The sequence below is a fragment of the Johannesbaptistia floridana genome, from assembly GCF_057440575.1.
Genome location: NZ_JALKVM010000215.1, coordinates 1 through 13,898, shown reverse-complemented (window position 1 = coordinate 13,898; position 13,898 = coordinate 1). Strand labels below are relative to the sequence as shown.

Below are 13,898 nucleotides of genomic sequence, written 5' to 3'. Positions count from 1 at the left end.
TGTAAGGTCAAGCTAGTTATTGAGTCTACACCTGTAGTGTAGAGTACCGAGTAATTAGCAAGGAATAAAAACACTTTACATGGCAAAAGATATACCGCTGACTTTTTTCTGTCTTATTTTGCTGTTTGAGTAAATTTGAGTAGATTTTTAGAAGCGGTGATAAACTATTTTGGAACTATGGTAAAAAATATGGTCGAGATGATGTAAAAGAGGCTTTTGATGCTGCTGTAGATTCAGGTATTACCTTCTTTGATACGGCAGAAGTATATGGACCTGGGGAATCAGAAAAGCTGATAGGTAAATTTATTCAAGAAAAGCAAGTCTCTGTAGATATTGCTACTAAATATGGTCCTTTGCCTTGGCGTATTTTTCCTCAATCGGTAACTGATGCTCTCAAGGAAAGCTTAAAGAGATTACAATTAAATCAAGTTACCCTCTACCAGGTACATTGGCCTTTTACTTTTTTTATGACTCAAGAAGTTTTGATGAATGCCCTTGCTGATGCTGTTCAAGCGGGGAAAATTCAAAGTGTCGGTGTGAGTAACTATTCTGCTGATGAAATGCAGTTGGCTTCAGAAATTTTAGCTAAACGTGATATTCCCCTAGCTGTGAATCAAGTACAATATTCTCTTTTACATCGTAAGATTGAAACTAATAATATTAAAAAAGTAGCAGATGATTTAGGTATAACTATATTAGCATATAGCCCTTTAGCTCAAGGCTTATTAACTGGTAAATATAAACCGTCAGAAAGTTCTCCCCTCGATGGTGTGCGTCAACTTGATTCTCGCTTTAGTGACAACGGCTTAAGAAAAATTAAACCAGTAATGGATGTTTTATGGGGTTTTGCCGACAAATATCAAAAAACCCCCTCCCAAATCGCTCTTAATTGGTTGATTTCTCAAAAAAATGTCATACCAATTCCTGGAGCTAAAAATGCCCAGCAGGCAAAGGAGAATGCTGGGGGAGCTAATTGGCGTCTGATTCCTGAAGATGTAGAAAAATTAAATCAGGTGAGTATACCTTGGCTATGAAAGGGAGTAAAATAATTATATTTTCGGTATTTTTAATTATTTTCTCGCTTTTTTGAGCAAATCAATCAGAGTGTGGTGAGCATCTTCAGCATCAACTAAACTATGATCAAATTCAATGCGCTTAGATAGATGTTTACCTTCCGTTTCCACTTGTAAATTCATGCCCTGAGAATCGATAGAAATCATCTCAGCATTAGTAGCAGTGGGAACCTGACCATATATTTTGGCATATAATAGTACAGCATCTAAATGATCTTGGTTCATGTGTTGGCAAATGCGATCGCTAATTTCGGGAGTAATTGCACCAGACATAAGTAGATTTTCCTAAATTAAAAATTTCTTTACATTTGTTAATATAATCTTATCAGGTAATAAGATAAACAAGATAAACTAAAGATGAAAAATAAACCAGATTGGAAAATCAAACTTTTATACGATGGAGAATGTCCTCTGTGTATGAGAGAAGTAAACTTCTTAAAGAAACGCGATAACGGTAGAGGTTTAGTGGCTTTTGTAGATATTAGTGCAGATGATTACTCCCCAGCAGACAACGCTAATATTGACTTTGCCACAGCGATGGGAAGGATTCACGCCATCCTTCCAGACAACAGCGTTGTAACAAATATTGAAGTTTTTCGTCGCGTCTACGAAATCTTAGGAATGGGATGGATTTACAGCTTAACGAAACTCCCTCTCATTGGATTTATTGCTGATTTGATTTACGATATCTGGGCGAAACTGCGTCTACCTTTGACGGGAAGACCAAATTTGAAGCTCATTATCAATCAACGCCGAAACCGCTTAGAGGAGAGGGAATCAAGCCGTTGTCGAATCAATACTTGAGGTATCTATTTACTCTCGCTGAATGTGCTTACTAAATTCGGAGGAGATAAAACCAATCTAATTTGCTGAGATTGTGATATTGAGTCAGGGGAAATTATTGGTGAATTATTAACCGGGAGATTGAGAGTATCTATATATACTCTAGCAGCTCTCCCGATAGGAGTTATACTTTGTAACTTCCCACTACTATCAACAATTAAACGATATTCTAACTTTTCTCTTAATTCTGAAGGTGGCTGCCAATTTTGCTCAAAGTAGTTTTTAACTTCTCTCAAAGGGGAGGTTTTGACAGTAGCCACAGTTTCTGGGTTAGTGATAGAAGTAGTCTGAGAATAGATACTAGGAAATCGAGATAGAGGGGGAAGATTGACTGTTTTTAAACTAGTATTAGGTGTGGATGGAGAAGGCTGGGTTAAGTTAGTTTCTGTTTCTGAAGAATTTGGGGATGATTGAGTTTTTTTGGTTTGGGGTTTAGGAAAATTTGAAGGTTGAGGAGGATTAACTAACTCCGGTGGGAATAACTGAGAATAGTTGTCTAAAGAAGCAGGTAAGGTTGGTTGTGGCGGTTGAATATTTTTCTTTGGCACTGTAACAGTAATAATACTATTTCCCTGGAAAAATTCAGTTGAATTTTGATATTCTTCCGTTGTGTTAGCTAAATTATCTCCTGATTGAAATTTGGACTGAGAATTAAACCACCATAAACCTGTAACTAAAAACAGAGTAAGACTAGAGATGCCTGCGAAGAAAAACATTTTTCGCGTTTGGGTTGTTTCCTGGATAGATTCAGATTCGATTTCTGCTAAACATTTTTCTAAAGCGTTAGCCACATCGAATAACTGAGATGGTGTTAAATTGACTGGTTGAGAAATGAAATCATTCCAAACTAATCGATGTTTTAATAAGCCTTGAGAGGTGAGAGATGGTAATTTCTCATGTTTTTTCGCTATTTTAGGAAAAATGACTTTATGATTGTCTTCATAGTTTTCTTCTGGCAGCCAATTATGTATATATTCGAGTACAATTTCTGACAATAATTTTAATTGCTGATAATTGCCCTTGATATTAATCTGTTTGGTTTCAGGTAATCGGGGATCATCTACACTTAACTCAAATGATAAGTCCTGATGGGAGTTTTTTCTCAACCATTTAGCGAAGGAGAAATTTTTACTTAATATTTGCAAAGTGCAAGTGGGTGGAGTATAGCGTTTAATTACTGAGTTAGTAGTTAGCATAATTGTATATATTATTTAAATCATTCCGAGATAAGAGTTGCTTGTAAGCGATTATAACCATACTCATCACTTAGAAATAGTAAATCAATTAAGAGTTTTAAGGCTAATGTTTCTATTTGAGTCTCGCTTTTAGTTATTTGGTTAAAGACAAGGGGATATTGAGTAAAAAATTTTTCTAAATAGTTGCTAAGTAATTGACTTTGACGAGGATGTTTATTTTGCTCCGCCAGATTTTCCAGCAGATTTACTGCCCGTCTGATTAATTCATGGTTTTGCTTAGCTAAATAGGTAATAATTAATGCTGTAGCTTGTAGTTTTTGTTGCAAGTTGTAATCATTGACATCATGCTCTTGAGGAATGGTTTTGTCAATTAAACGACATTTTATCGTTATCTCCAGATTTAAATTAAGTGCTTTAGCGGCTTCCCTAAAATTGTCTATATCTAAATCTGTTAGAGACTTTAAAGCGATAATAATTAAATCTAAATAGTTTTGGCTTTTTTCCAAGCTATGAATATTTGAGGTACTCACTTAATTCATAATTTAAATTAATGATTGTCATTTTGGCTAAAGTTTGATTAGATAGCTCTCTATTATACAGCATTTTTCTTCGTTGATCTCTCAAGGTAAAATTTAAGATACAAATTTTTTTGTTTTCAAATATTATTCTGGTTTTTATCGTTTTTGGTAAAACAACAAGCAAATCGTTTTAGGTAAATAGAGTTATTCTATATAATAATCTGTTCTTAATTTTTAGTTCAAAATTAGAAAAATATCATGGAATCATCTACTAATCACATTGAAGAATCACAGCTTCCCCGAGAAGTACGAATGTCCCAGCTAAATAACTTGATAGATACTTTACGAATTGCTGAAGAAATTGCTGCTAAAGGCTATTTAATCAGCAGTTCTGAACTAGCTGACTTGATGGACATCAATGCTAGTGCCGTTACCAGTAGAGGAGATCACTGGTCTTGGCGTAATTGGGTTGTCTCCAGAGTACGTAGAGAAGGTAATCAAATTCTCTGGCAATTAGAAAGAATAGATTAAATTAGCCACAAGATCTAGAGCGATCGCATATTATCCCAAACTCGCACATTTTCAGACAAGAGTCTGTGAAGATAGAAGCAGCTCCAACTACAGCGCCTAGCTTAGTTGGAGTATTTCACTCTATTTGTAAAGCAATTTTACCTGTAGTGTTTCCTGTTTCTATCTGTCTATGAGCGGTACTTGCTTCTTGGAGAGGAAGAGTTTGACTTAGGTGAATTTTCAGTTTTCCTTGCTCAAACCAGTTAGCGCCTTGTTTGAGGATACCTGTTTGATGGATTTGATCCTCTGTTAAACCTTGTAAAGCTGGTGTCAACATTAATTCTAAGCTAATGCGTAGATTGCGTTGGCGAGCCAATTTTAAATTAGAAATTTCTGTTTTCGGTTCCAGAAGAGTTACTAAATCGCCGTATACTTTCACCGCTTTCACCGTTTCAAAAAACACATTACCACCCACTGTATCAAAAGCGATATCTACCCCCTCTCCCCCAGTTAGGTCTAAAATAGCTTGAACAAAATCTGTTTGAGTGTATATGATAGTTTCATCTGCTCCCAATTTACGGGCTAATCTAGCTTTGTCAGGGGTTCCTACCGTAGTATACACCTCAGCCCCTTCTAACTTAGCTAACTGTATAGCTAAATGCCCTACACCTCCAGCGCCTCCATGAATTAGTACTTTTTGGCCCGCTTTCAGTTTAGCTCGATCATAAAGAGACTCCCAGGCGGTAATTAGCGCTAAAGGTACAGCAGCAGCTTCTAAAAATGATAAACAGGAGGGTTTCAAAGTTAGTAAATACTCTGGTACTATAGCCCATTCGGCATAATTCCCAGTATTTTTTTTACCTAATCCACCGTAATAAAAATAAACAGCTTCGCCTGGTTGAAATTTCGTAACCTGTACTCCCACATCATGAACTATGCCGGCTCCATCACAGCCTAAGATAGCGGGCATTTGTTCAGGATAAAATGTTCCCCGACTGCGTATCTTAGTATCTATGGGGTTTATTCCTGCCCCTTTGAGTTTGATGAGGACGTCGGTGGGATTAACTATAACTGGTTGGGGTACTTCTTGTAATTTGAGTACATCAGGAGCACCAGGTGTACTCATGGCGATCGCTTGCATACTGTTTTCTTGATGCTTTTGCTGGTATTGGTGATTTACATTTTAACAAATTGATCACAAAAAGCAGTCAGTCCCACGCCCTAGATTTTAGCCCTGGGGAACGCGAATTGATTAAATGAGCTTAATCTATCCAGTTTTTAGCTCGTTTTACAGCTTTTCTCCAATCGGCAAAGTTATCTTCAGCCATTTGAGAGTGATCATCTGGTGTAAATAGACGATCTATTTTAGGATTACTGGTTAAATCAGCATAACTCTCCCAAAATCCTATAGTTAAACCTGCCGCATAGGCAGCACCTTGGGCAGTTGCGTCGGATATTACTGGTCTTTCTACAGGAATACCTAGGGCATTAGCTTGGAATTGCATTAAAAAGTCATTTTTAGAAGCTCCTCCATCTACTTTGAGCAATTTTACCTGCTCATCACTATCTTGATTGATGGCATCCACTACTTCTTTCACTTGGTAGGCGATCGCTTCTAACACTGCTCTCACTATATGTTCTCTTGTGACACCTCCAGTAATTCCTAAAAAGGCACCACGAGCACTCATATCCCAGTGAGGAGTACCTAAACCACTCAAGGCGGGAACAAAATAAACACCATCGGTATGGGTAACTTGACGGGCTAAAGTATCTGTTTCTGAAGCACTCTTAATCAAGTTTAGACCATCTCGTAACCATTGAATACAAGCCCCTGCCGTAAACATTGCTCCTTCGAGAGCGTAATTAGTTTCCTTTTCTGTAGTCCAGGCTACTGTAGATAATAGTTGATGTTCAGAACGGACAATTTCTTGACCTGTATGGGCTACTAAAAAGCTACCTGTGCCATAAGTACACTTTAACAAACCGGGGCGATCGCATCCGTGAGCATATAAGGCGGCTTGTTGGTCTCCAAATACTGCGGCAATAGGAATAGCAGTGCCGAATAATTCTGGAGCCGTGGTCCCAAAAATCCCCAAACTGGGTTTAATCTCCGGCATAATCTCACGAGGAATAGAAAATAATTCCAACAGTTGCTCGTCCCAATCTTTTTCTGTTATATTCATTAACATGGTACGACTAGCATTACTGTGATCTGTGGCATGTACTTTTCCCTTAGTGAGTTTCCACAAAATCCAGCTATCAATTGTCCCTGCACACAAATTATCGATATTTAAATCTTTTTCTTCTTTTTTGGCTTTTTCTAACAACCAATTCAGCTTAGTGGCGGAGAAATAAGCATCTACTACTAAACCTGTACACTCTTGAATTAAAGTATCTTTTCCTTCTGCTTTTAGTTGGTTACAAAAAGAAGATGTTCTGCGATCTTGCCAAACAATCGCTCGATACAAAGGTTGACCTGTCGTTTTATCCCATAACAAACAAGTTTCTCTTTGCACCGTTAAACCGATGGCTTTGATTTGCTTAAATGTGATTTTACCATTGTACAAAGCTTGTTCTATACACAAAAATGTGTCATGCCAAATTTCTTGGGGATCGTGTTCTAACCATCCCGGTTCAGGATAATATTGTTTTAGTTCTTCATAAGCTTGACCTGCTACATCTCCTTGCTGATCAAAAATAATTGCTCGATTACCAGTTGTTCCTAAATCTAGAGCAAGAATGTATCCTTGGGAATCATCTGTCATAATTATTTTTTCTTTTTTATCTACTTGCAACTAATTTATCAAATTTAGGGGTTATTTTGAAATAGATGCAAGGATGATCCCCATCCTCTCAGATGTTCCACCTTCGGTAAAAACTAACTTGTGAAGCGCAGTAATAAGTAATGAGTAAAGAGTAATAAGTTTAATAATTGATGCTAATTATAATCAAATTGATTTTCTCAAGTTTATCTATTAGGTATTAATATACTGGAGCTTTGATCTAAGATCTTTGAAAATTTTAATAAATGTAACAATTTGAGTAAAAATACTGAAAAAATTTTTTATTAAAAGTAAGAAATTTATATAATAAGTAGCATAAGAGCATAACAGTAACAAAAAAGATGAATAATCAAAAACGGGGCTTTGGATGTTTGCCGATTATTGGTGCTATTGTCTTAGCAACGGTAGGGGGTGGCTATCTTTACTTAAAAGGAAAGTTACCAGGACAGCAATTTACAGCTTATCAGGCAGGCGCAGTAATACCTTCAGAAACTCTAGCGATAGCTCACGTTTCAACCAAACAAGAACTATGGTCGGATTTAACTACAATGGGAACACCAGAAGCCCAAGCTATTACTAACAAAGCTTTAACTTCTCTAGATGAAGATTTAGAAGCTCAAGAAATTGATTTTAAATCAGATATACAACCTTGGATGGGAGGAATTTCCTTCGCTTTAGTGCCCAAAACAAATGCTGACCCAGAAGTATTAGTAATAATGGGGATAAAAGATAAAATTAAAGCTTGGCAATATCAACGGAAATTTACCAACAAGTTCTCGGAAAATATACAAAAATCACAATATAACAAAGTTAATATCTTTCAAGTAACTACAGAAGACGGGGACATTAGTTACTATACGGTAGTGGGAAACTATATAGTAATTAGTCAAAGCAAAGAAACTATTCAAGCAGCAATTGATACTCATAAAGGCGATTCATCCTACCAAGATAAACCAGGAGTAAAAAAAGTCTTATCTAAATTAACTCTAAAATCACCTCTAGTTCAAATTTATAGCGATAATGTTGATAATCTAGTTAATTCAAGCGGAAGTTTATCTACACCATCTAGCAACTCTCTCAACACAATTAATAACTTTATTGCAGGAGTTGGAGTCACAGACCAAGGTTTACACTTTCAAGCAATGGTAGAGATTAAGTCCAATAATATGCTAGAAAAACCAACTAATGCAACAAGAGACATTCTAGACTCTTTACCCGGTGAAACTTGGTTGTTTGTAAGTGGCGCTGATTTAAACAAAAGTTGGCAAAATTTCCTAGTTCAAGCTAACAGTATACCAGAATTAAAGCCAGTAGTAGATAATATTCGTCGCAGTAGTAGTGAAGCTTCCTTGGATGTAGATACAGAAGTATTCGGCTGGATGGATAGAGATTATGCGATCGCTTTAGTTAGTACTGAACAAGGTTTAAACAATTTCGGCATTGGGGGAGTTATCCTGATGGAAACTACTGACTCTCAAACTGCTAAAAACTCTCTCACTAAACTTGACCAATATTTACAAAACAACGGGCTAATTATTGTTAAAAATACGACAATTGGCAAAACTCCTGTAACTGAATGGCAAAATAACTATCAACAAAATATAGCTAGTTATGGTTGGTTAGATAGAAAAACTTTAGCGATGACAATTGGGATGCCGTGGCAAACTATCGACAATGTTGATAGAAGTAATTCTGTTACCAACAATTCAGCTTATCAAAAAATGGTTAAAGCCTTGCCAAGAAAAAACCTAGGTTATTTTTACCTAGATATGCCTCAACTGCGACAACAGTTAAATAAGTTTGCTTCTATGTATGGTGGAGGAATTCCCGAGGAAGCTAATGCAATTCTTGAGTCTATCGAGGGAATTGGTGGAGTTAATATTATGAATGATACCAACGAAGCTAGAAGCGATTTAATTATCTTTCTTCAGCAGAATTAGTAGAAGAAATAATTACTTGTCAGGAGATAAATACAGTTATAAAGCGATCACTCGTTAGTATTAAATTCTCTCAATATTGGGACTGTCTGAAGTTAAACTAAAAATCTCCCAAATCCGCAAAACAGATCCGGGAGATTCTTGATGATATTTACTCGCTTTTAGCTAATTACTTCACCATGATTAGCTTTTCGGTGAATCTCGTTAGTAAGACGAGTTAACATTGATTGCCGACGATTATTAATGTGCTTAGCATGATTAATCATCAGATAGCGTGCTTTTTCTTTTACTGATACTTCCTGTGTAGGTTGAGAAGTATATCCAGAATTAGTACTGTCACTATTTGCTGTATTGTATTTAACACCGCGATAGGTAAGATTAGCAACAGGTTGTATGATTGGTGGTTTTTCTAAATTGTGGAATCTCCAATCAAGTCCTCTATATTTTCCAGCTACTTGTGCTTCAGTTGCTTTGACAACAGTGGGACTATATTCATAATTAACGCCACGATATTTAAGTTTCATAGTATTCGCCTCCATTAAGCTTGGCTTGTCGTCTGAGGCGCGTTCCTTCGGGGTTTTTCCCTACTTCCGTCTCTACTATTTAACTTTTTTGTAGAGATGAACGTTTTCACTTATGTATCTATTGTTACAGTTTTTTCAGAAAATGTCAAGTATGATGTAGAGTTATTTAAATTTAAACAAGCGCTCGCATCACTTGTAAGTTGAGTTTATCCGTAATTATTGATAGTATTTTGGTGAGAATTGAATGCTTATTGGCTTCTAAGTACTATAATATATAGTAATTGCCTTGCACTTAGATTTTTGGGGAAGGCCATAATAATCGAAGATATTTGTCAAAAAAATGGAAACATTCACCGAAAGTGAAACTATGTCACTTTTTATTCCTAGGGGATTTAGAGTAACTCCAGAACAATTCGAGCAACTAGCAGACACCGAACAACTTGCCCGACTAGAATTAACTAATACTGGAGAATTAATTGTTATGAGTCCTACAGGTGGTGAAGCTGGAGAAAAAAACTTTAATTTATATATAGATCTTGGCATTTGGAATCGTCAGACGAGATTAGGAAAAGCCTTTGACTCCTCGACAGTGTTTGTTTTACCTAATGGTGCGAGAAGAAGTCCCGACGTAAGCTGGATTAGATTAGAACATTGGGACACTTTAACATCTCAAGAAAAACAAGGATTTCCACCTATAGTCCCTGATTTTGTGATTGAATTAGTAAGTCCTAGCGATTTGAAAAACCAACGGTATGAAGACTTACAAGCAAAGATGCAAGAGTATTTAGATAATGGACTACAACTAGGTTGGTTAATCGAGCCATCAGCAAAAACAGTAGAAATATATCGATTCAGTCAACCAGTAGAGATGGTAAATAATCCTCAAACTTTATCAGGAGAAGATGTCTTACCTGGATTTATTTTAGATTTAAGTGAGATTTTTTGAAAGGGTGGGAATAGTAAAAAGCGATCGCCAGGATAAATTCAAAGACAAAATAAAATTAAAAGCCCCCCTTTTTTAAGGGGGGTTGGGGGGATCATCTTAACTAAGGGTGGGAATAGTAAAAAGCGATCGCCAGGATAAATTCAAAGATAAAATAAATCTAAAAGCCCCCCTTTTTTAAGCTATGCTTTATAAGCAACTCTGAAACCCTTGTATAGCAGGGAGCAGGGAGAGGGGTTTTAAGTAAAATTACTTAAGTTTTGGATAAAATGTATATTACTATACATTATTTTCTTAAACAAAATCTGAAAAAGCACTGATACACAAGTTGGTGTTTTTGTCAAGTTTTATGTTAAGAAAGATGTTTATAAAGGATAGCTTTTTTAAGGGGGGTTGGGGGGATCATCTTAACTAAGGGGGGAATAGTAAAAAGCGATCGCTCAACTTAGTACAATAATCAAAAAATGAATAAAAGTAAAATTACCTTCCAAATTCCCAGCTTACCTTCATATTTCGTCGAACGCCCAGAAGTTAGTGAAGAATTAAAAAAACGTCTCCTCTCACCAGAAACCGCCCAAACCGGAACCTTAGTGATTAGCGCCATCTATGGATTAGGAGGCATTGGCAAATCTACCTTAGCTGCCGCTTTAGTTCAAGATATTCAGGTTCAATCTTACTTTAGTGATGGTATTTTTTGGGCAACCCTAGGACAACAACCAGATATTCTCTCAATTCTCCACAGTTGGATACAAGCATTAGGAGATTATCACTTTCAACCTACCAGTATAGAAGCAGCTACATCACAACTCAAAATCTTATTAGCAGATAAAAAAGTTCTACTCGTTGTTGATGACTTGTGGAATCAGCAAGATATTCAACCTTTTCAAATAGCTGGTGATGGATGTCAACTTCTAGTCACTACCCGGGAAACTCCTGTAACTGGGGCGATACGCTATGAGTTAGATATCATGACTCCAGAACAATCCTTGGAGTTATTAACATCTAGTTTAACTAATCAGCTAAGTAGTCAAGAAGTTCAACAGGCAGAAATTCTAGCCAAAAAAGTAGGATACTTACCCCTAGCCTTAGAATTAGCAGCAGCACAAATCAGTAAAGGATTGAGTTGGGATGAATTGTTATCAGGTTTAGAAGCAGAATTAGATATCTTAGATAAAGAGCAGCAAAAGCAACAGAATCGTGAAGAAACCAGAAAACATCATAGTTTAATAGCATCATTTAATCTCAGTTTAAAAAGATTATCTCCCCAAAGATTGCGACAATTTGCCTGGTTAGGAGTCTTACCCGATGATGTAACCATCAGTAGAAAGATGGCCAAAACCTTGTGGCAATGTGATGAAGAGGAAGCAGAAGCCACCTTGAGATATTTAAAAGAAAAAGCCCTCTTATTAGAGAGTGTTGGTAGTGAAGAGGAAACTAATTATCGCCTACACGACTTATTACACGACTTAGCCAGGAATCTACTTCAATCTCCCCTTCAACCAGAGGAAGCCAATCAAATACTAGGATTAGGACTAACTTTAACTCAAGCACATCAACAAATATTAGAACATTATCAAAAACAAACCAAAAACAACCTCTGGCACAGTCTAGAGGATGATGGATATATATATAATCAATTAATTTGGCATTTTCAACAGGCAGATAGAATAGAAGCCATACATCAACTACTCAGAGAAGAAACAGCCGAAGGTAAAAACGGTTGGTACACTCAATGTGAGAAACAAGGTAAAACAGGGATTTTTATCAAAGATGTGTACAAAGCATGGCAACTAGCAGAAGCAAATTTTGAGAATAACCCGACAGAATCTATAAGTTTGCAGATTCGTTATGGTTTAATCATCACATCTATTAATAGTTTGGCAGGTAATATTGGACCAGAGTTAATCGCGGCACTGGTAAAAAATGAAATATGGACACCAGCACAGGGATTAGCTTACATTAGGCAAAGCCAAGATTCAAGAAAGCAAGTAGAAGGATTAAAAGAAATTAGTGGATATCTTCCCACCTCTTTGTTACCATCTGCCTTGGAAATAGCTAGAGCTATTGGGGATGAATACCTCCGTGTTAGTGCATTACAGGGGTTACCACCCCATTTACCCTCTGATTTGTTATCCGATGCCTTAGAAATAGCTTTAGCTATTGGGTCTGAATACTACCGTGCTATGGCATTACAGGGGTTAGCACCCCATTTTCCTGAGGTATTACCATCTGCCTTAGAAGCGGCTAGAGCTATTAGGGATGAAGAATACCGTGCTATGGCATTACAGGGGTTAATACCCCATTTTCCTAAGGTATTAAGGGAAGCTTTAGAAGCGGCTAGAGCTATTAGGGATAAATCCGACCGTGTATACATATTACGGGAGTTAGTACTCCAAGCATTCCATTTTCCTGAGTTGTTATCATCTCCGTTAGAAACCGCTAGAGCTATTAAGCATGAATACGACCGTGCTCTTGCATTACAGAAGTTAGCATCTCATTTTCCTCAGGTGTTACCAGAAGCATTAGAAGCCGCTAGAGCTATTGGGTATGAATCCGACCGTGCTAGGGCATTACAGGAGTTAGCGCCCCATTTACCTCGTGAGTTGTTCCCATCTGCTTTAGAAGCCGCTCTTACTATTGAGTCTGAATCCTCTCGTGCTATGGCATTACAAGGATTAGCCCCCCATTTACCCTCTGAGTTGTTACCAGAAGCATTAGAAGCCGCTCTTGCTATTGGGAATGAATCCTCTCGTGCTAGGGCATTACAAGGATTAGCCCCCCATTTACCCTCTGAGTTGTTACCATCTGCTTTAGAAGCCGCTCTTGCTATTGGGAATGAATACTTTCGTGCAGAGGCATTACAAGGGTTAGCACCCTACTTACCTCAGGTATTACCATCTGCCTTAGAAGCCGCTCTTGCTATTAAGTCTAAATCCTCTCGTGCTAGGGCATTACAGAGGTTAGCTTCCCATTTTCCTCAGGTGTTACCATCTGCCTTAGAAGCCGCTCTTGCTATTAAGGATGAATACCTTCGTGCAGAGGCATTACAGGGGTTAGCACCCTACTTACCTGAGGTGTTACCATCTGCCTTAGAAGCCGCTCTTGCTCTTGGGTCTAAATACAACCGTGCTCTTGCATTACAGAGGTTAGCACCCTATTTACCTGAGGTATTACCATCTGCATTAGAAACCGCTCTTGCTATTGAGTCTGAATCCGACCGTGCTTTTGCATTACAGAGGTTAGCACCCTACTTACCTGAGGTATTACCATCTGCATTAGAAGCCGCTCTTGCTATTGAGTCTGAATACAACCGTGCTCTTGCATTACAGAGGTTAGCTTCCCATTTTCCTGAAGTGTTACCATCTGCCTTAGAAGCCGCTAGAGCTATTGGGACTGAATCCTCTCGTGCAAAGGCATTACAGAGGTTAGCTTCCCATTTTCCTGAAGTGTTACCATCTGCCTTAGAAGCCGCTAGAGCTATTAAGTCTAAATACAAACGTGCTTTTGCATTACAGAGGTTAGCACCCTATTTACCTGAGGTATTACCATCTGCATTAGAAGCCGCTCTTGC

General features: G+C 37.5%; 11 protein-coding genes, 1 pseudogene and 1 riboswitch. Of the genes and pseudogenes, 6 read left to right on the top strand and 6 right to left on the bottom strand.

Annotated elements, in window-relative coordinates:
• Positions 1-155: 155 nt before the first annotated feature.
• Positions 156-1,034 (top strand): annotated as a pseudogene (locus tag MW688_RS14065) (aldo/keto reductase); the annotation flags it as partial.
• A gap of 36 nt (positions 1,035-1,070) precedes the next feature.
• Here MW688_RS14065 and MW688_RS14060 read toward each other — a convergent pair.
• Complete coding sequence (locus MW688_RS14060; RefSeq protein ID WP_486736644.1) at positions 1,071-1,346, bottom strand: DUF2470 domain-containing protein; 276 nt, start codon at positions 1,344-1,346, stop codon at positions 1,071-1,073.
• Between the two features lie 84 nt (positions 1,347-1,430).
• On the opposite strand from MW688_RS14060, the gene MW688_RS14055 reads away from it, so the two are divergent.
• The gene (locus MW688_RS14055; RefSeq protein WP_486736643.1) at positions 1,431-1,877 is read left to right on the top strand and encodes a thiol-disulfide oxidoreductase DCC family protein; all 447 of its coding nucleotides are present in this window, start codon (positions 1,431-1,433) and stop codon (positions 1,875-1,877) included.
• A 5-nt stretch (positions 1,878-1,882) separates the two neighbouring features.
• Here MW688_RS14055 and MW688_RS14050 read toward each other — a convergent pair whose 3' ends face one another.
• Together MW688_RS14050 and MW688_RS14045 are read right to left on the bottom strand one after the other, a co-directional pair.
• Positions 1,883-3,112 carry a DUF4335 domain-containing protein gene (locus tag MW688_RS14050; RefSeq protein WP_486736642.1) on the bottom strand — a complete coding sequence of 410 codons (1,230 nt, stop codon included), beginning with the start codon at positions 3,110-3,112 and terminating at the stop codon, positions 1,883-1,885.
• Positions 3,113-3,132: 20 nt separating this feature from the next.
• Positions 3,133-3,642, bottom strand: a complete 510-nt coding sequence (locus MW688_RS14045; RefSeq protein WP_486736641.1) for a DUF3038 domain-containing protein — start codon at positions 3,640-3,642, stop codon at positions 3,133-3,135.
• A 243-nt stretch (positions 3,643-3,885) separates the two neighbouring features.
• On the opposite strand from MW688_RS14045, the gene MW688_RS14040 reads away from it, so the two are divergent.
• Positions 3,886-4,161 carry a hypothetical protein gene (locus MW688_RS14040; protein WP_486736645.1) on the top strand — a complete coding sequence of 92 codons (276 nt, stop codon included), beginning with the start codon at positions 3,886-3,888 and terminating at the stop codon, positions 4,159-4,161.
• A gap of 115 nt (positions 4,162-4,276) precedes the next feature.
• On the opposite strand, the gene MW688_RS14035 is transcribed toward MW688_RS14040, so the two are convergent.
• Entirely contained in the window at positions 4,277-5,281 is a 1,005-nt protein-coding gene (locus MW688_RS14035; RefSeq protein ID WP_486736640.1) for a zinc-dependent alcohol dehydrogenase family protein, read from the bottom strand.
• 121 nt (positions 5,282-5,402) lie between these two features.
• Positions 5,403-6,905: a glycerol kinase GlpK gene (glpK, locus tag MW688_RS14030; protein WP_486736639.1), complete on the bottom strand. Its 1,503-nt coding sequence runs from the start codon at positions 6,903-6,905 to the stop codon at positions 5,403-5,405.
• A gap of 359 nt (positions 6,906-7,264) precedes the next feature.
• On the opposite strand from glpK, the gene MW688_RS14025 reads away from it, so the two are divergent.
• On the top strand, positions 7,265-8,863 hold the full coding sequence (locus tag MW688_RS14025) for a DUF3352 domain-containing protein (RefSeq protein ID WP_486736638.1): 1,599 nt from the start codon (positions 7,265-7,267) through the stop codon (positions 8,861-8,863).
• Positions 8,864-9,021: 158 nt separating this feature from the next.
• Here the strand turns inward: MW688_RS14025 and MW688_RS14020 are convergent, their stop codons facing one another.
• Positions 9,022-9,384, bottom strand: a complete 363-nt coding sequence (locus tag MW688_RS14020) for a DUF4278 domain-containing protein (protein ID WP_486736637.1) — start codon at positions 9,382-9,384, stop codon at positions 9,022-9,024.
• A gap of 36 nt (positions 9,385-9,420) precedes the next feature.
• Positions 9,421-9,489: riboswitch (Glutamine riboswitch) on the bottom strand.
• Between the two features lie 235 nt (positions 9,490-9,724).
• On the opposite strand from MW688_RS14020, the gene MW688_RS14015 reads away from it, so the two are divergent.
• Together MW688_RS14015 and MW688_RS14010 are read left to right on the top strand one after the other, a co-directional pair.
• The gene (locus tag MW688_RS14015; RefSeq protein ID WP_486736636.1) at positions 9,725-10,330 is read left to right on the top strand and encodes a Uma2 family endonuclease; all 606 of its coding nucleotides are present in this window, start codon (positions 9,725-9,727) and stop codon (positions 10,328-10,330) included.
• 461 nt (positions 10,331-10,791) lie between these two features.
• A partial coding sequence (locus MW688_RS14010) for an NB-ARC domain-containing protein (RefSeq protein WP_486736635.1) occupies positions 10,792-13,898 on the top strand: 3,107 nt, incomplete at its 3' end.